The sequence below is a fragment of the Nitratiruptor tergarcus DSM 16512 genome, from assembly GCF_027946175.1.
Lineage (GTDB): Bacteria > Campylobacterota > Campylobacteria > Campylobacterales > Nitratiruptoraceae > Nitratiruptor > Nitratiruptor tergarcus.
In genome coordinates this window covers 426,197-443,880 of record NZ_AP026671.1, presented here as the reverse complement: position 1 = coordinate 443,880, position 17,684 = coordinate 426,197, and the positions used below count along the sequence as shown (strand labels likewise).

At 36.2% G+C, this 17,684-nt stretch carries 18 protein-coding genes; 4 read left to right on the top strand and 14 right to left on the bottom strand.

The window, feature by feature from the left end; all coding sequences use genetic code 11:
- Position 1 precedes the first annotated feature (1 nt).
- Positions 2-1,723: a molybdopterin-containing oxidoreductase family protein gene (locus NITER_RS02410; protein WP_084276126.1), complete on the bottom strand. Its 1,722-nt coding sequence runs from the start codon at positions 1,721-1,723 to the stop codon at positions 2-4.
- On the bottom strand, positions 1,720-2,505 hold the full coding sequence (locus NITER_RS02405) for an HlyD family secretion protein (protein WP_084276128.1): 786 nt from the start codon (positions 2,503-2,505) through the stop codon (positions 1,720-1,722). The genes NITER_RS02410 and NITER_RS02405 overlap by 4 nt, the downstream gene beginning before the upstream one ends.
- Positions 2,506-2,575: 70 nt before the next feature.
- Between NITER_RS02405 and NITER_RS02400 the strand changes: the two genes are divergently transcribed.
- Positions 2,576-4,918: an AAA family ATPase gene (locus NITER_RS02400; RefSeq protein WP_084276130.1), complete on the top strand. Its 2,343-nt coding sequence runs from the start codon at positions 2,576-2,578 to the stop codon at positions 4,916-4,918.
- On the opposite strand, the gene NITER_RS02395 is transcribed toward NITER_RS02400, so the two are convergent.
- The gene (locus NITER_RS02395; RefSeq protein ID WP_084276132.1) at positions 4,905-6,242 is read right to left on the bottom strand and encodes a nicotinate phosphoribosyltransferase; all 1,338 of its coding nucleotides are present in this window, start codon (positions 6,240-6,242) and stop codon (positions 4,905-4,907) included. The genes NITER_RS02400 and NITER_RS02395 overlap by 14 nt on opposite strands.
- Positions 6,243-6,293: 51 nt before the next feature.
- Here NITER_RS02395 and NITER_RS02390 point away from each other — a divergent pair, with 51 nt between their 5' ends.
- Positions 6,294-6,869, top strand: coding sequence for an isochorismatase family protein (locus NITER_RS02390; RefSeq protein ID WP_084276133.1), 576 nt, complete (start codon positions 6,294-6,296; stop codon positions 6,867-6,869).
- Here NITER_RS02390 and metK read toward each other — a convergent pair.
- Positions 6,858-8,033, bottom strand: a complete 1,176-nt coding sequence (gene metK, locus NITER_RS02385; protein WP_084276135.1) for a methionine adenosyltransferase — start codon at positions 8,031-8,033, stop codon at positions 6,858-6,860. The two genes, NITER_RS02390 and metK, sit on opposite strands and share 12 nt — an antisense overlap.
- Before the next feature lie 66 nt (positions 8,034-8,099).
- Here metK and NITER_RS02380 point away from each other — a divergent pair, with 66 nt between their 5' ends.
- Together NITER_RS02380 and NITER_RS02375 are read left to right on the top strand one after the other, a co-directional pair.
- On the top strand, positions 8,100-8,414 hold the full coding sequence (locus NITER_RS02380; protein ID WP_084276137.1) for a TraR/DksA family transcriptional regulator: 315 nt from the start codon (positions 8,100-8,102) through the stop codon (positions 8,412-8,414).
- Positions 8,404-8,862, top strand: coding sequence for a Fur family transcriptional regulator (locus tag NITER_RS02375; protein WP_084276139.1), 459 nt, complete (start codon positions 8,404-8,406; stop codon positions 8,860-8,862). The genes NITER_RS02380 and NITER_RS02375 overlap by 11 nt, the downstream gene beginning before the upstream one ends.
- On the opposite strand, the gene NITER_RS02370 is transcribed toward NITER_RS02375, so the two are convergent.
- The 10 genes from NITER_RS02370 to NITER_RS02325 are packed head-to-tail and all read right to left on the bottom strand — an operon-like array spanning position 8,856 to position 17,673.
- Positions 8,856-9,020 carry a hypothetical protein gene (locus NITER_RS02370; RefSeq protein WP_159445329.1) on the bottom strand — a complete coding sequence of 55 codons (165 nt, stop codon included), beginning with the start codon at positions 9,018-9,020 and terminating at the stop codon, positions 8,856-8,858. The two genes, NITER_RS02375 and NITER_RS02370, sit on opposite strands and share 7 nt — an antisense overlap.
- Positions 9,010-9,213 carry a hypothetical protein gene (locus tag NITER_RS02365; RefSeq protein ID WP_084276141.1) on the bottom strand — a complete coding sequence of 68 codons (204 nt, stop codon included), beginning with the start codon at positions 9,211-9,213 and terminating at the stop codon, positions 9,010-9,012. Before NITER_RS02365 ends, NITER_RS02370 begins: the two co-directional genes overlap by 11 nt.
- A complete protein-coding gene (mog, locus tag NITER_RS02360; protein ID WP_084276143.1) occupies positions 9,213-9,746 on the bottom strand; it encodes a molybdopterin adenylyltransferase in 534 nt (177 codons plus the stop codon). Before mog ends, NITER_RS02365 begins: the two co-directional genes overlap by 1 nt.
- A complete protein-coding gene (locus NITER_RS02355; protein ID WP_084276144.1) occupies positions 9,739-10,182 on the bottom strand; it encodes a VanZ family protein in 444 nt (147 codons plus the stop codon). The genes mog and NITER_RS02355 overlap by 8 nt, the downstream gene beginning before the upstream one ends.
- The gene (bioV, locus tag NITER_RS02350) at positions 10,179-10,697 is read right to left on the bottom strand and encodes a pimelyl-ACP methyl ester esterase BioV (protein ID WP_084276145.1); all 519 of its coding nucleotides are present in this window, start codon (positions 10,695-10,697) and stop codon (positions 10,179-10,181) included. The genes NITER_RS02355 and bioV overlap by 4 nt, the downstream gene beginning before the upstream one ends.
- Positions 10,684-12,369 carry an AAA family ATPase gene (locus tag NITER_RS02345; protein ID WP_084276602.1) on the bottom strand — a complete coding sequence of 562 codons (1,686 nt, stop codon included), beginning with the start codon at positions 12,367-12,369 and terminating at the stop codon, positions 10,684-10,686. The genes bioV and NITER_RS02345 overlap by 14 nt, the downstream gene beginning before the upstream one ends.
- Complete coding sequence (gene mtaB / locus NITER_RS02340; RefSeq protein WP_084276147.1) at positions 12,332-13,564, bottom strand: tRNA (N(6)-L-threonylcarbamoyladenosine(37)-C(2))-methylthiotransferase MtaB; 1,233 nt, start codon at positions 13,562-13,564, stop codon at positions 12,332-12,334. The genes NITER_RS02345 and mtaB overlap by 38 nt, the downstream gene beginning before the upstream one ends.
- A complete protein-coding gene (locus tag NITER_RS02335; protein ID WP_084276149.1) occupies positions 13,561-15,174 on the bottom strand; it encodes a mechanosensitive ion channel domain-containing protein in 1,614 nt (537 codons plus the stop codon). Before NITER_RS02335 ends, mtaB begins: the two co-directional genes overlap by 4 nt.
- Positions 15,168-16,217 (bottom strand): 3-dehydroquinate synthase, encoded by a 1,050-nt coding sequence (gene aroB, locus NITER_RS02330; RefSeq protein WP_084276151.1) that lies wholly within the window; start codon positions 16,215-16,217, stop codon positions 15,168-15,170. Before aroB ends, NITER_RS02335 begins: the two co-directional genes overlap by 7 nt.
- Positions 16,218-16,266: 49 nt before the next feature.
- Positions 16,267-17,673, bottom strand: a complete 1,407-nt coding sequence (locus NITER_RS02325; protein ID WP_084276153.1) for a COG3400 family protein — start codon at positions 17,671-17,673, stop codon at positions 16,267-16,269.
- Positions 17,674-17,684 lie beyond the last annotated feature (11 nt).

The following is a 17,684-nucleotide window of genomic DNA, read 5'->3' as shown; positions in this document are numbered from 1 at the left end:
CTTATTCCTTTACTTTCTGAATTTTTACCTTCACCTCTTGAAAAATCGCATTATTACCATGTTGATCTGTCTGGGGTGGTGTTACAAAATTTATAGCACTCCCTGCATATGCTAAAACGCAATCATCTCTAAGCTCTGCTAAAAGCCTCACTTCCATCTCTACCTCACCCCATTCGCTGCTCACCACTGCTCTATCACCATCATGCAATCCACTACGAAGAGGCACATACAAGTAAGGATCTCGTTTAAACTGAGAGTTAATAGCATTTTTTGCTTTTGGGGTTATGAGATAGTATCCCTCTTGCAACATATCAAACTCATCCTCTACTTCATCGATAAAACAGAAAGACTCATCAAAGCCCTCTTTATATGGTAGTTCCTCATAACTTGGCAAAACAAAGTAGTCGCCTTTTTTCTTCAGCTGCTGAGTAAAAATCTCTATATACTCCTCTTCAGCTTTCAACTCACCTAAACCAAACCTTCCCATCATCTCTTTTGTGAACTCATACTCACTTAAAGCATTTTCATTTTCTTGCAACTTTGGCATAAGCTCCACAAATTCATGTCCATAGCTAAAGCGAATATCACTCTTTTGCAAAAAGTTTTTAGCTGGAATGACAAGGTCTGCTAGCTGTGCTGTCTCATCACTATAAAGTCCAAAAACAACAGTAAAACTCTTTTTAAGCCCCTCTTGCACTCGTTTACTACTAGGCATCGTTACAGCAGGATTGGATCCTTGAATAAAGCAAATATCATACGCTCCAAAATCGACCTCAGCTTTAGGGACTCTTCTAGCTTTAACTCTAAAAGGATCTTCAAGCCCAAGAGAAGTATCACCCAAAAAGCTTACACCACACCCCTCTTTTCCAAAGAGTCCTAACATTGCTGCAAGTGAATCGATCGCACGCACAACCTCCGTGCCATGGGCATACTTTTGCACACCATTGCCTACCAAAATGACAGTTTTCATCTCCATCATCAGCTCAGCCAATGTTGCAATATCTAGTAAATCTACCCCAATTTTTTCTGTTGTTGGTACCATGCGATAGCTTTTAATAAAATCGGCATAAAAATTAAAATCTTCAGTATGCTCCTCAATAAACGCTTCATCCTCTTTATTTTGCATATAAACAAAGCGTGCAAGCATACAAGCAAGCTCCAAATCGGTTCTTGGAGTAATCTGCAAATGCATCGCTGCGTTTTTGGCTAGATTTGTTTTGACTGGATCAATAACAACCAGGGTTTTACCTTGCAAATATGGCAAAATATGGTGATTTGTATAGCCGATATTGCGTCCCCAGACAATTACAAGCTCACTTTTTTCTATCTGCTCGAGTGGTAAAATGAGGTTTTTCCCTCGTCCTTGCTCAATTCCAAACTGTCCCGCTGCATCACATAGACTCCCCTCAGTCAAAGTTGCTCCAATACTTGCAAAGAAGAGATCGGTAATAGATTGCATCTTTCCAACATTACCGCTTCCTCGAAAATGGAGGATCTCTTGACTACTTTTAATCTTTTCTTCCAAAATATCAAGAGCTTTTTCCAAACTGATTTGCTCACCTTCAAAGTAGGCACTTTGCAACTGTGGGTAATCGAAATAGTGATTGAGTTTATAACACAAATGCCCCCTTGTAAAAGGGTGTGTTTTGTCTCCTAAAAGTTTTCCATTCTCAAATACCACACTACATGCATCATAACAATCTAATGGACAAGCTGTTTTCATCGTATCTCCACTTCTATAAATTTTCCAAAAATTTTTGGTGCCGGTATTATAACCTCGGCTCGATATTGCGTTATATAGTTTTGATCTGTAATTCTTTGGATCTTATAAAACCTCGCGTTACTTCTTTTGCCATTAATAAAAATCTTCTTATTTTGTATATCTTGCATCTCTTCTGGTGTAAGATAGAGTACTACTTTTGCTCTTGATATATCTGCAATATCAAAAAGTGGTGCAGCAAAATTGACAAAATCACCTCTTTTGGGATAAATTTTATAGACATAACCGCTCACTCGCAAACTCTTTTTTGCAATTATATCTTTGGTTTTTGCGATTTGTAGCTTTATATCAGCCTTTTGTATCAACAGGTTTTGCAACTTCTCTTGCAGATTTAAATAACTACTTTTTGCTGCAAGATATTCTGCTTTTCGCATATTCTTTTCAAATGAAGATTTAGTTTTGAGATCTTTTATACGAACATAATTGCCCTCTTTTATCTGCATAATCTCTTGTGTATTTTGTAGATTTTTTCGGGTTATTGCAATGATTTTTTCCAAAACTTGCAACTTTTTTTGCAGCGTAACAAGGGTTTTCCTATCGATTTTATCATCTATTTTGACAAGTACTTCATCTTCTACAACTCTGGCTTCTTTGCTATCTTTTGCTAAAACCACTTCGCCACTTGCTGCAGCTTTGTAGTGATAGATCATAAAAGGCTCTACTTTTACCATATGGACTTTGGCAAAAAGGATCCATGGTAAAAAGAGCAAAGCAGCTTTTTTCATTCGCATTCCTTAGTCTCATTGAAGCATATTTTACTATAATTCATTATACAATCGTGATAATGGGAGTTTAATGAAAAAAGAAACTATATTTAAAAAATATGAAACACTAAAAAAATCTCTTAAACAAAATCTTTTTGGACAAGATCAAGCCATTGAAGATATTATTAACGCCCTGCTTCATATTGAGCTTAGTGGTACCTCTCAAAATTTCAAAGCCTTCTTTACATTTATCGGCCCTCACAACAGCGGTAAAGTCTATCTTGCAAAACTTCTAGCAAAAAATCTTCCAGGCTATGATAATCTCAAAATATTCGATATGGCTGAATATACAGATCCCAATGATCAAAAAAAACTCTTTGGCCCTCACGGCTCCCTTGAAGGATTTGTCAAAAAATTTCCAAAAGCAATTGTTGTATTCAAAGATATAGACAAAGCGGATAATATTATTCAGCTTGCCATTTTAAACTTCATTAAAACTGCTCCACAACTTCAAGAGACGATTTTTATTTTTACTACAACTGCGGGATCAAATCTTCTCAAAAAAGAGGATTTTTTACGCTTTTACAAAAAAGATCCTCTTCAAGCTCAGGCAAAAATCATAGAATATATAGCGAAAGAGACAAAACTTATTTACGATATTGTAGAGAGTGCTATTGCACCTGAGCTTCTCTCAGCAATGGCACAAAACTATATTATCCTCTTTTCTCATCTTAGTTTTGAAGCAATTATAAAAATAGCTTCACGAACCTTGCAAAAAAGTATACGACAACTTCAAGAACAACTAGCTATTTCTATTGAAATTCATGATAAAAAACTTCCAGCATTTTTGACTCTCTCTTTTGCTCCCTATATTAATGCACGACGTGTAAGCAAAAAAATTCCTGATCTTCTCATTGATATCATTTATAAAATATTTGAAAAATTCCCTGATATACAAAAATTAGCATTCGATGTAGCACCGGAAGCAAAAGAGTTTTTACAAAAAGTAGATAAAAACTTCTTGCAAACACTTATTAAAAAGAATGAAACTATATCTTTAGAGTGGGATTTTTCTTTAAAAAACTCTACTGCCATTGCTACTCTTAAAAAAGTGCATATCAAAAAACTTCCACACTATATCTCTCCTACAGAAAAGCCTAAAATTGGATACTCTACCATATCTTTTAAAGATATAGCAGGACAAAAAAGTGTTAAAGATAGTCTCAAAGAGATCATAAAAATTGTAAAAAATCCTGATCTTGTCAAAGAGTTTGGCATCAATCTACCAAAGGGGATGCTGCTTTATGGGCCAAAAGGCGTTGGCAAAACTCTCTTAGCTTACGCATTTGCAAAAGAGGCAAATATGCCTTATGTCCTTTTGCAAGGCTTGGATATATTTGATCAAAATCTCATTCATATTGCTTATGAGAAGGCAAAAGAGTTCTCTCCAGCAATTGTCTTTCTTGATGAAATCGATATACAGTCTGATCTCTTACCTACATATGAGACACTTATACATGAAATAGATGCAGTGCAAAATGATGAGTATGTCTTTACTATAGTTACTGCAACTAATAAAGATAGTATTGACAAAAATCTCCTTGCATCTGAGAGGATCGATATTCTCATTGAAGTTCCAGAACTCGATATGGAAGCGAGGAAGTTTTTTATACAAAAGATTTTACAGATGCCAAATGATGGCAAAATTGATCCTAATAAAGTTGCTCGCTATATGTCTGGGCTTAGTGGCTATGAGATGCAACGCATTGCCAAAGAGGCAGCTTTGTATGTAATTAGAAAAAATCTCAAAGTCATCACAGAAGAGATCCTCATAGAGCAGATCAATAATGTCAAATATGGGCAAAAAATTGATAAAAAGCGTATAAGAAATCTCGAAAAAGATCTCAAAAAAACTGCCTACCATGAAGCTGGTCATGCAGTTTTGAGTTATCTGCTTTTACCAGATATAAAGATAGAGCAAGTAACAGTAACGCCCCGTGCTGAGACTCTAGGCTTTGTCTCTTATAGCGATGAGTTTATCTCCAACGTTTCAAAACAAGAGCTCTTCTATGATATCTGCGTAGCACTTGCTGGTCGCATAGCCAAAATGAAAAAATTCCCAGAAGAAGGCGAAGATACAGGTGCCATGCAAGATCTGGAGCAAGCTACATGGGAAGCATACAATTTAGTGGCAACTTTTGGCATGGATGAGGAGATAGGCTATATACATATCGATACGCTCAACCAAAATGTGAGCAAAGAGCTCTTTAAAAAAAAGGTAGAAGAGCGCATTGCTTATTGGATCGAAAAAGCCACAAAAGAGACAAAGCAGTTGGTAGATAAACATTGGGACAAAATAGAAAAAGTAGCTCAAGCACTTATTCAAAAAGAGATGATTGATGGAGAAGAACTGAAAAAAATTATGGAGTCTTAAGTTTTTCGCACAGATCTTGTAAGGCTTTTCCAATCTGTGGAACGTATGGTTCATCAGATGTAATGTCTAAAAACTTTTTGGGCAACATTGTTATATTGTGCTTAAAACACTCCTGTATCTGCTGTAAAGATGGAAGCTCATAGCAGATTTCTCCATTATCCATCACTTTTTGCAGCAGTTTTTTTGATCCTTCATGTGAATTATCAAAAAGATCTATAATATCTTTTTGAAACTCTCCACCGCTTTCAAAACGAAAAATTTGCTTTTGTGCTGGAAGAGTAACTTTATGAGGACTCAGTTTCATTTTTGGCTTGTCTGCATACTCTACTAGTTTATATGCACAATCAAGATAAGGCACATCAGCGCTCACTACAAGCTCAGTTCCCACACCCCAGCCATCAATAGGGATCTTTTGCTCTAGTAACTCTTTTATCTTATACTCATTGAGTCCACCGCTTACGATGATTTTTGTATCCTTAAACCCTGCATTATCTAGCATCTTCCTTGCTTGCACTGCAAGAGTTGCTATATCTCCGCTATCGAGTCTTATGCCTTTAAAATGCTTCATACCCATGCTCTTCACTGCTTTAATAGCGTTTTTTACACCTTGCAGTGTATCAAAAGTATCAACAAGTAAAACTGCATTCTCGGGATACTGCGCTAAAAAATCTTTAAAGGCTTCTATTTCATTTTTATGCGCTAAGATAAAGGAGTGTGCCATTGTTCCAATGACCGGAATGCCAAACTTTTTGCCTGCAAGCATATTGGATGTACCAGCAAAACCCGCAATGTATGCACTTCTTGCTGCCTTCATTCCTGCATCTGTTCCATGTGCACGGCGAAGACCAAAATCAACCAGTACTGTACCTTGTGCCACACTATAGCAGCGCGCAGCTTTTGTAGCAACAAGGATAGGGTGCTGCAGTGTATTGATAAGAAATGTCTCGATAATCTGCGCTTCAATTAAAGGAGCTTTTACACTTACAAGAGGCTCATTAGCAAAGACAATCTCTCCTTCCTCTACTGCCCACATCTCTCCACTAAAGCGAAAATGGCTAAGATACTCTAAAAACTCCTCTTCAAAAATCCCCAAAGAGCGCAGGTATGCAATCTCTTCTTTGCCAAAACGTAAATGCTCCAAATAGTAAAGAAGCTGCTCCAAACCAGCCATTACATAGTAGACTCTTTTTTTATTTGGACGAATAAAAAAATCAAATACAGCCCTTTGATTCATCCCCTTTTTAAAGTAGATTTGGGCCATTGTCAGTTCATAGAGATCGCAAAGCAAGGGAAAATCTTTCTTGCACACAAAACCAAATGGCATCAATACTCCTTGTGATAAAATAGCTTATACATTATACCCAAGGAGTTTGCTATGAAAATTAAACTAACTCCCAAAGATGCATTGATTGTAGTGGATATGCAAAGAGATTTTATGCCAGGAGGAGCATTGCCTGTTAAAGATGGTGACAAAATTATCCCAACAATTAACAGATATATTCAACTCTTTTCAAACAAATCTCTCCCAATATTTTTTACCAGAGATTGGCATCCAAGCAATCATCTCTCCTTTACAACACATGGCGGCAGATGGCCAGTACACTGCGTAGCCAATACAGCAGGCGCTGCATTTGCAAAGGATCTTTTAATTCTTCAAGACAATAAATTTATAATCTCTAAAGGCACTGTAGAAGATTTTGATGCATATTCAGGATTTCAAGGTACTATTTTACATAATTTATTGCAAGAAAGAGGGATACAAAGAGTCTTTATCTGTGGCGTAGCAACCGACTTTTGTGTCAAACATACAGCTCTTGGAGCTCTCCATCTTAGCTATATAGCTTTTATACTTAATGATGCCATCAAAGGTGTTATGCAAGAGGAGGAAGCAAAAGAGGAGCTCCTCGCAAATGGAGGTATCCTTATAGATTATAATGATTTAGCTAAGTGAAGCAAACCAATCTAGATAATCAAGCTGCTCCCATGGATAGTGTTCATAGCCAACTTGTCCTTTTGCGGCTGTTTCCATATAGCTAAATCCTTGAGGCTTATGCAAAGAAAATCTCTCCATAATCCAGCGAGGAGTGAGGGGGAAGTGTTCAAATAGCAGTTGCGAGAGCTTCTCATCACTCATTTTCCCTGTACCAAATGTATTTACCATAAGGCTCAAAGGGCGTGCTTGTCCAATGACATAGGCAATTTCTACCATTGCTTTTTTTGCAAGTTTAGCTGCAACTATATGTTTCGCAAGCCATCTTGCAGCATAGTGGGCACTTCTATCAACTTTTGTATAATCTTTGGTGCTTTGTGCTCCACCTCCAATCGGTGCGTAAGCTCCATAGTTATCTACTGCTATTTTTCTTCCTGTAAGTCCTGAATCAGCTATAGGCCCATGGGTAATAAAACTTCCCGTTCCATTAATAATAAACTTCGTTTTACTATCAATAAATGATGCAAAAGCTCCCTTATTCAAAAGCTCTTTTACCCTTTTTCTCACCTCTTCTTCATCAATTTTGCGACTATGAGACTGTGCAACAACAATGGTATCGATGCGCTCGAACAGCCCCTTATCAAAATTCTCCTTTGTCCCATAATCAAGTACAACCTCTGTTTTGATATCAACTCCAAAGAGATCTGGATGTAGTTTTGCGTTGTTGTAGAGAATATCACGCATTTGACGAGCTATCATAATTGCATGGGGCATAAAATCAGCCCTCTCATCTGTAGCATATCCCACCATCATTCCTTGATCTCCAGCACCAAAATCCTCTCTTCGCTCTACACCTTGAGCAATCTCTGATGACTGCTCATGTACATAAACTTCATAATGAAGCAAATCGGGATAGATAGTCTCCTCTTGATTAAATCCACTCTCAGGATAACCTATATATTCTAACGCCTCTTTTGCACACTCTATATAGAAATCTTTATCAAGCTTTTTACAAACTTTTACTTCGCCACCAATGATTACATTTTTATCTACTACAAAAACTTCGGTAGCAACGCGAGCATTGGGATCGAGTGAGAGAAGTTTATCCACAATCCTATCTGCAATAATATCAGCGCATTTATCAGGATGTCCTGCAGAGACAGACTCACATGCAAAGAGATACATAGATCATCCTTTTTTGTTTAAATTATATCTTGAATTTGGTTATAATTACTCTAAAAAGGAGGGGCAATGAATCAAAACGAATTGCTTGAAATAAAAACAGCATTAGAAAATAGACTCGAAAAGGTAGAGAGTGATATAAATATGCTTTGCAATGAACTTGAAGAGATCGCTACATATGAAAATATTGATGATATAGAAGATTTAGCAGAGCTAGAGACTCTCAATGACAGTGACAAAGCACTTCTTAAAAGATTAATGGAAGAAAAAAAGCAGATCAAAAAAGCTCTTGCAAAAATTGAACGTGGCGAATATGGAAAATGTAGCGATGGAAGTGAAATTCCATTAGAAATTTTAAAGGCGAATCCTCTCCATGAGTGCTGAAAAACAAAAAGATCTTGAACTCTACCTTGATGAGTTAAAAACGATCGTTAAAAAGCGTGGACTGAAGTATTCAACCCAAAGGGAGCAGATTCTCAAAGTCCTTTTCAATGCCAAAAACCACCTCACTCCAGAAGAGATCTACCAAGAGGTAAAAAAAGAAAACACCTCCATAGGTCTGGCAACAGTCTATCGCACCCTCTCTTTTTTAGAAAGTGAGGATATTGTAAGCTCTATCTCTTTTGGCAGTGAAGGAAAAAAGTATGAGCTCAATCGCGGAGAGCATCATGATCACATGATTTGTATCAAATGTGGAAAAATTATTGAGTTTTTCAATGAAGAGTTAGAGAGGCTTCAAGAAGAGATAGCAAAAAAAGAGAATTTCAAACTTATCACACATCAAATGAACATGTATGGTATTTGTGAGGAGTGTCAAAAAAAGGATCAATGAGGCTTATAAATAAGCTCTCTTTGCTCTTTTGGTTTTTTGGCATCACTTTGTACTTTATTGACCATATAGATAGGTGCCACAAAAATAAAAAGAATAGAGCCCACTAAAAAGGCTGCAAGCAGATACATAGGAATAAGGCGCCAATGTTTACTCTTCATCCTCTCTCCTCTCTACCATTGTTAATGACTCTAAAGTATTGAGCAGAATCTGCTTTTTTGTCACAAGCGGTTTTGTGAGAATATTTTTTTGTTTCTTATCTAGCTTTGGATTTGCTATAATGCGCATGAACTCATTCTCAAGCTCTTGTAAAAGCTTTTCCATACACTCTTTATACTTTGGAACGATTTTCATCATTTACTCTTTGGTCTAAAAGCTTTTATTACATCCTCATTTGTCTCAATATATGGACCACCAATAAGATCGATACAGTATGGAACAGCTGGAAAGACTGCATCAAGACACTCTCGAATACTTTTTGGTTTTCCAGGAAGATTTATGATAAGACTCTTTCCCCTAATACCTGCAGTCTGGCGTGAAAGAATCGCTGTAGGTACATACTGCAAACTCACAGCTCGCATCTGTTCACCAAAGCCAGGCAATATCTTTTCACATACAGCTTCCGTAGCTTCTGGAGTTACATCTCTTGGTGCGGGACCTGTTCCTCCGGTAGTTACTACTAAAGCACACTCCTCTTCATCGCACAGCTCTCTCAAAGCCTTTTTAATCTCCTCCAATTCATCAGGAATACAACGATAAACAATTTCAAAATCGTTTTTAAGATACTCTTGCATCGTATCCATAATTGCTTTGCCACTAATATCTTCATAAATACCTGCACTTGCTCTATCACTTGCTGTTACAACACCAATTTTTATCTTATCCACTTATGCTCCTTTGATACTCCATGTACCATTTATGAAAATAGTTTTTCAAGAGTACTCTTGTTATAAAAAAGTAAAAAAGTATAGCTGATGTGTTGATAATTATATCAAAGAGATCCCCTTCTCTATATGGTACAAAAACTTGTACGAATTCTATAAAGATCCCATAAGAAATAAGAAATGCTATTTTTTTATACACAGTGAAAAAGTAGCTCAAATCAAAAAGTATACCAAGAAGCAAAAAAGCTAGAATATGGCGATATTTGTCACTGTAGGCACCTAATATATTCTCTCCCATATATGCAAAATGCTCAACGAAAAGCACCTCTTTTTGCAAATGCTGCGTATGAATTGCATAGCTGCTTTGCGCATGAGGAGTAATAGATAGAAGTAAAAAGAGAAGCAAACAGCAAAAAAAGAGTATTTTAAAAATTTTCATCGAAGAAGATGCCCTGCATTATTGATGAGATATACTTGTGCAAATGGAGTGAAAAACTCTTTAGCTTTGTCAGCATTTACAATCTTATCTTTAGCACCAAGATAGACTTCAATTGTTACTCCATTTTCTTGCAATAATTGCAAATCCTCTTCTTTCCATTCATAGAAAAGAAGTTCTTTAAGCTCACCCAAACTTGGTTCAGTTGTAAACTTTTCGATGTCTACTTTTGCTGGATAGAGAGCTTTTTTGTAAAAAAAGTGCAGATATGCATCTTTATTTTTCACAAAAGTTAGTATCTCTTTATGCTTTTGCTCTTTTGGAAGATAATTAAAAAATGCCGGAGAGAGCAGTTGCAAAGTATCAACTCTCTTACCCTGCTCTATCATTGTTAGAGCTTCTTGCACAGCTTTTTGTGCACCTTTGCTAAAACCAGCTACAACAAAATCTCCTCTTTGTAAATATGACAAGAAGAGCACTTTTTCGTTTTTAAATCCAAAGCCACTAAAGTATTTCATTGCTTAGTCTTTGAATATCCTCTTTGCTTATCGCTTCATTGCTTCGTAGATATTGCGCAAGTGTTAAAAGCAGTTTTTTGTGATTTTGTATATACTCTTTGAGTTCACCCAATGCACTCTCAATAATTTTAACTGCTTCATTTATATCTGCATAGAGATGCTCGCCCATACCATACACAGTAACCATCTCTTCAGCTAAAGATTTTGCACTTTTGAGATCTCCTGCACTATTAGAAAACTCCTCATCATATATAACTTGCAGTGCAGCATACCCAGCTAAATAGACTTTAATTTTTGCAAGATATTCACTTTTAGATAAGATCTCTTTGTCTATCTCTTTGATATATCCGCCTATTAAAGAGAGCTTGTCAAACTCTATCCCATACCAGTAGGCTGCTAGCGCTTTTGCTGCTTGATAGATGCTTTGGATCTCTTTTTCTTTCTCACTATAAGCTAGCACCTTCTTTTTACCAAAAAGTACTTTCTCTTTTACTGCTTCAAAATCTTCAAGCTCAACAATCTTTTTTCCTTTTCGTAGCGCATGCAAAGCAGCTTCATTGACAAAACTTGCAAGGGCAGCACCGCTAAATCCCACACTCATATGTGCTAAAATCTCTACATCGACACTGTGAGGAATCTTTTGTAAATAGATATCTAAAATCTTTTTTCTCTCCTCCTTATTCGGCAACGATACAAAAATACGCCTATCAAATCGTCCAGGGCGCAAGAGGGCTTCATCGAGCACTTCAATCTTATTTGTAGCCCCAATAACTATAACCCCTTCTGCACCCTCAAATCCATCCATCTCAGTAAGGAGTTGATTAAGCGTTGCTTCACGCTCATCGTTGCGCAGTCCTCCTCGTGCTTTTCCCACTGCATCAATCTCATCGATAAAGATGATACTAGGTGCCATCTCTTTTGCTTTTTTAAAAAGCTCTCGTACCCTCTTTGCTCCCATTCCTACATAAATCTGTACAAAAGCACTTCCACTTTGATAAAAAAATGGCACACTAGCTTCACCTGCAACAGCTTTTGCTATGAGCGTCTTCCCCACTCCAGGAGGGCCTACAAGCAAGACACCTTTTGGCATCCGCACACCAAAATCGAGATACTTTTGTGGATTTTTCAAAAAATCGATAATCTCTTCAAGCTCCTCTTTGACCTCATCAATACCCGCAACATCGTTAAAAGTTACATCGCTCACTTGTGGTACTATTTTTGATTTAAACTCTTCGGGCTGCTCCATTGGCGCAATTTGAATCTCATGCTTGAGAGGAATTGGCTCACGCTGTTGACGTCGCAAGTAAAAGATTATAAATCCAATAAAAAACCCAAGAATTACGAGCATAAAAATATCAATGAGCGTTTGTGAATCAACATCCTCACTTCGTACAGGAGCAATCTTATAAAGCTCTTTAAGATCTACTGCCTCTTTTGGTAGTTTAAATTCACTCCCCCCGCTTTTAATATAGACATAGCGATCACCTACCTTTGCTTCATCGATCATCTTATTTTGTAAAAGGGTCTTGTATGTTGCATAATCGATAGTAGATGCTCTTTCATACTTATAAACAAATAGAGCGAGTAAAAGGAGTAGAATAAAAAAAGAAAAGAGTGTTATGAACAATTTTTTTCTAAAATTTTGCAAAATTCCCCTCTTTTTTGACTTCATAATCATACAACTCTATCCAGTTTCCCTCTAAATCAAGCTCACTTTGGACAAAAACTGGATTAAAAAATTGATCATGTCCAAAATAGTAATCACCCTTTTTACTCTCTATGAGCACTTGCAGTGGCAATTTTTTCATACGAAAATCTCTATTTTTCTCCTCAATAATCTCTTTAATAACTTTATACCGTCCCTTAGCAACATCTCCTCTCACCGGCTCTTTCATAGTAGCTGCAGGAGTACCATCGCGCTTAGAGTAGGTAAAGAGGTGTATATGAGTAAGAGGAAACTTTTTTATATTTTCCACAGCTTCTTTGAAAATCTCTTCACTCTCCCCAGGATGCCCTACAATAAAATCTGTTCCAATTGCATACCCGTGTGATGCTATCTCTTCAAAGAGTGGCAAATCCTCTGCTACGCGATTGCGTCGATTCATGAACTCTAACATCCTATCACTCGTATGCTGCAAAGCGATATGGAGATGTTTGGCCATCCATGGCTCATCTAAAATCTCTTTAAACTCCTCATCAATCTGTACTGGCTCAATAGAACCAACTCTTACTCTACGTACACCTCGAATGAGAGAGACTCTCTTTAAAAGTTTTGCTAAAGAACTGCCACTATCTTTACCATAACTCCCAACATTGGTACCTGTAAAGATAAATTCACCAAATCCGTTGGCTGCCAAGAGTCTTATCTGCTCTAGGATAAGCTCTTCATCCATGCTTCTTGCATTTCCTCTTACATAAGGAATAATACAGTAGCTACAGCGAAAATCACACCCCTCTTGAATTTTGATAAATGCCCTGCTCTTTCCTACAAATTCACTGACAATTGCTTTATCAACGCTTTCTAAATCACCGAGCACAAAGAAGTGCTCTTTTTTGAGTAGCTCATTTATCTTTGTCTTTTCTGAATGTCCAAAGACACCAATTACTTTTTTTGTTTTAAAAAGATCTTCGCCTTTTGTAAAAGCTCCACATCCTGTAAGATAGATCTTTTTGCCACTACGATTGAGCCGATTGATATAGTTTCTCACACTCCCATCAGCTCCATTTGTCACAGTGCAAGAGTTCACAACAACAATATCAGCATCCTCTTCATTTTGCGTGAGTGTAAAATCTCTTAGTGAGCTCATCATTACTTGCGTATCAAAGAGATTCGTCCTACATCCAAATGTCTTAAAGTAGACTTTCACACCTCTTCCTCTTTTATATTTTTTGGAAGGGTTTTAGCACTAAAATCCTCTTTTGTCAAGAGAACTTTTTGTGCAGGATATGTAAGGATAATGTCAGGCTCTTTAAGATAGGTATCAATAATCTCAGCTGAGATGGTACTACGCAGAGTCAATGTAGCATAAGAGTTTGTCATATACCATAGACTCACGCGTATCCCATACTCCTCCGCAAAGGTATAGACTCTCACATCAACATTTGTATTTTTGAGATGATAGGTACTGCGAAGTTTATTAAGCTGTTTTCTTGCTATATCTGTATATCCTTTAGCATATTTTCTTGCAACTTCTTTGGCGATATGGGCTGCTTTCTTATGATTTGAATCAAAAGTGATATTAAAATTAATATTATCCCATACAGTTTTAAGTCCCATATGTGTATAGTTAGCAATTAAATCTGTAAATACATAGTTGTTAGGAATAAAAATAATTCTACCTGAACGAATATTATGAAGATAACTTGTAAGTGTCACATCTTCTAATATTGTAATTCGAAGTAAAGAAATATCAATTACATCACCAACAAAATCTCTTCCCTCTTTTGTCACTTTAATGCGATCTCCTACATGAATAGAGCCTCCTAAAACTATAACCATCCATCCAAGAAGACTCATAAACATATCTTTCATTGCAATCGCGATACCAGCTGAAGCAAAACCTAAAATGGTTACAAGATAGTTCACATTTTCTATGTAAGCAAAGAGTAAAATTAAGATTATAAGAATCGCTAGATTAAAATTGATAATCTTATTTGCCATATATGCACGCTGATTATCTTGAATATAGCGTGCAATTATCCATTTGAGTATGAGACTTAGAAGTAAAAGACCAATAATGATTGCAGCTATATATGCTGCTTTTTCTGTTTGGAGTTTAATCTCCTCAGTAATTTTAAGAATATTTTCCTCAATTTTTCTTGTATAAACCGAAAGTGTCTCTTTTGCTATATGCAAAGAATCTTGAAAATCAGCAATCTCTTTTTGTAGCTCCTTTTTTTCATTTATATATTTTTGATTTTTAGTAAGCTCGGCAAGTTTTGCAATAATCTCATATTTTTTTATTAAAAGCTCTAACGCAGCCTCCATGTCTTTGAGCTTTTGCTTGTAATACTCCTTTGAACTATTAAGCTGCTTGATATATGAAAATGCTGTTATCAAATTGAAGGGATTTTTTATGACAGGAGCTTTTGGGATCTCTTGGGGTTTGAGAAGTTCCAAAAAAGGGGATTCTTGATACTCCTTCAGAAGCTCTAACTGATTTTGCAACGTCTCTTTTTTACTCTGTAGCTCTTTTATAAGTTCTTTCTTTCTATATCTTTTTGCTCTTTTGAGCTGTTTTTCTACTACATCTAGTTGTTTTTTTATTTTGAAGTACGTTTTATAGTTCTCATATTTTTTAATCCATATATTTTCTTTAAATTCACTTTTGAGATTTTTTAGTTTCTGCTCATAATCTGCTATTTCTTGTTGATTTACTTGCTCATTTTGTAGCGTAGTATTTGTCTCATGTTTAACACTCTGCCCAGCAAAGAGAAGGTGCACTTGCAAAAGAAATAGTAAAAGATACTTTAGCATCGAGTAAACCTTTTAAGTGCCTCAAAAACTCTCTCTTTTGGTACGCTGTCTGTTATCACAAAGTCTCCAACTCCTCTTGGCAAAACAAACTTGATTTTGTCTGCTTGCGTCTTTTTATCAAGAAAAAAGTGCTCATAAAAACTATCAACATCTTTGATTTCATAGCATGTAGGAAGGTTATATTTTTCAAGAAGAGTTTTAACTCTTTGAGCATCTTCTTGACTCATGAGATCCATTAGTTTTGCAAGCTCATTAGCCATCACCATCCCAATTGCAACCGCTTCACCATGTAAAAATCGTTTATAATTTGTCTCATTCTCAATAACGTGTGCAAATGTATGACCATAATTGAGGCTTGCTCGCATACCCCCTTCTCGCTCATCTTTAGCAACAATTGCAGCTTTGAGCTCTACAGATCGCTTAATTGCATATTTGAGATGCTCTTCCTCATACAAATCGTGCTCTTCTAACCAAGCAAAAAACTCTTTATCAAAAACCACCGCCATCTTTACAATTTCTGCAACACCTGCTGCAAACTCTCTTTGAGGAAGGGTAGTAAGAAAATGTGTATCTATATAGACTGCTTTTGGTTGATGAAACGCTCCTATTAGATTTTTACCAAAACGGTTATTAATACCTGTTTTCCCACCAACACTTGCATCTACTTGGCTAAGTAATGTGGTAGGGATCTGTATAAAATCGATTCCCCTTTGATATATCGCAGCAGCAAATCCTGTCATATCTCCTATAACACCCCCACCAAAAGCGATAAGCGTCGATTTTCTATCAATTTTATGATCAAAAAGTCTCTCAAGTAGATAGTTTAACGCCTGCTCATTTTTGTAATCTTCGCCATCTGGCAGCGTTACAATATAGAGCTCGCTTGCTTCAATTTTTGGAAGCAGATAGCCCAAATGGAGTCCCGCAACTTTTGGATTGGTTACTATTACTGCTTTTGAGAGATTTCTAATCTTTTCAATAGGCTCAATAAAAATGGTATAACTTCTATCTTCTATCTTTTTCAATGAAATATCTACTTGCATGCAATACCTCAACTTTTTCTTTAATTATAGAGAAAAGTTGTTAAGAGTTTTATGAGGTTGGAATAAAAATTTGAGGATACTGATTGAGTCTATAAAAAAGAGCTTCGGGATCGGTACAAAATATATTCCATATTTTAGCATCAGCTACTTTTTTACTAAATGGATAGACCATTAAAATATTATTTTCGTTTTGGATAATTTCTCGTATAGGATTTGTTTTACTCTTTTTAATAATTATTGGCTTAGAAAAAATAGTAGCGAGATTTTCAAAATGCTCTATCACTTTTTCATTTTTCTCTTCTTCGCTGTATTGAAAGAGTTTCAAAGAGAGTTTGAGCTGTATCGCAATATCAAAAACGATTGATGAAATTTTTTCTACATTTGAGTTTTTGCTAAGAATGAGTCCCACCTCTTTAAGATTATCCATCGACTTATCAGATAGAGCCAAAACAGGAATAGAGAGTGTGTAGAGAAACTTTCTAAAATTACTCTTTTCAAATAAAAAAGCATGCGTGATAAAGAGCCCAACTCTAAACGATTTTATATCTTTTTTCATAAGTGTAAAAATCTCTTTACCATAATAATCTATGATTACTTCTACATCTTCACTATCATACTTGCGTATAAAATCCAAAAACTCCAAATCATTTGGGTTAATGATACGAATAATAAGTTTTTTATCTTTAAAACGTTTATGGACATAAATTGCTCCAAGCACCATGTGACGCAGACTTTTTGTACTCAGTGCCTCCATATCGATAAAGAGATAGGAGTTGAGACCAAACGGCATAGGAAACTGCCCCACTTCTCTCTTTATCGATTTGAAGACCTCTTTCAAAACTGATGGCTCGCCAATAAGCAGCAAAAGATCGTTTGGATAGATCATAAGATCAGGTGTTGGGAGTATGAGTTTGTTATTGCGATAAATTGCTGCAATTTTCCAATTTTTTTGCTCTATAGATCCCACATGGCGATAGACATAAGCACTGCCAAATGGAACCAACACCTCCATTATTTCACCTTCACCCAAACCTACATTTTGGGCAATGACTGGAACATTTGGCAAGTGATCTACAACTCTATTTGCAAGAATCTCATTGGCATCAAGCCTGATAAAATTCTTCCCTTCAATCTGCAAATCCCATCTATCTAATATGACTGTTGTAACATTGGGATCGAGTTTACGTACATTCTCAAATGATGCAAGAGTATCAATCTTATTTGCAAGGACTATAACAACTTCTGTGAATCTTCTTTTAAAAAGTTGTGAAAGTTTTACAAAAGAGGTTGGATCCAATTTATAAAAGAGAAAATTTTCATTATCTATATCTGGTTTTATACTATCATCCATATAGACAACATGATATCTATTGGTTGTTACATAGTTTTTGACAATTCTTTGTAAGAGGTGTTTTGCTACAATACCGTCAGCCAAAATCAAAACATCAACTTGCACATATTGCCTTT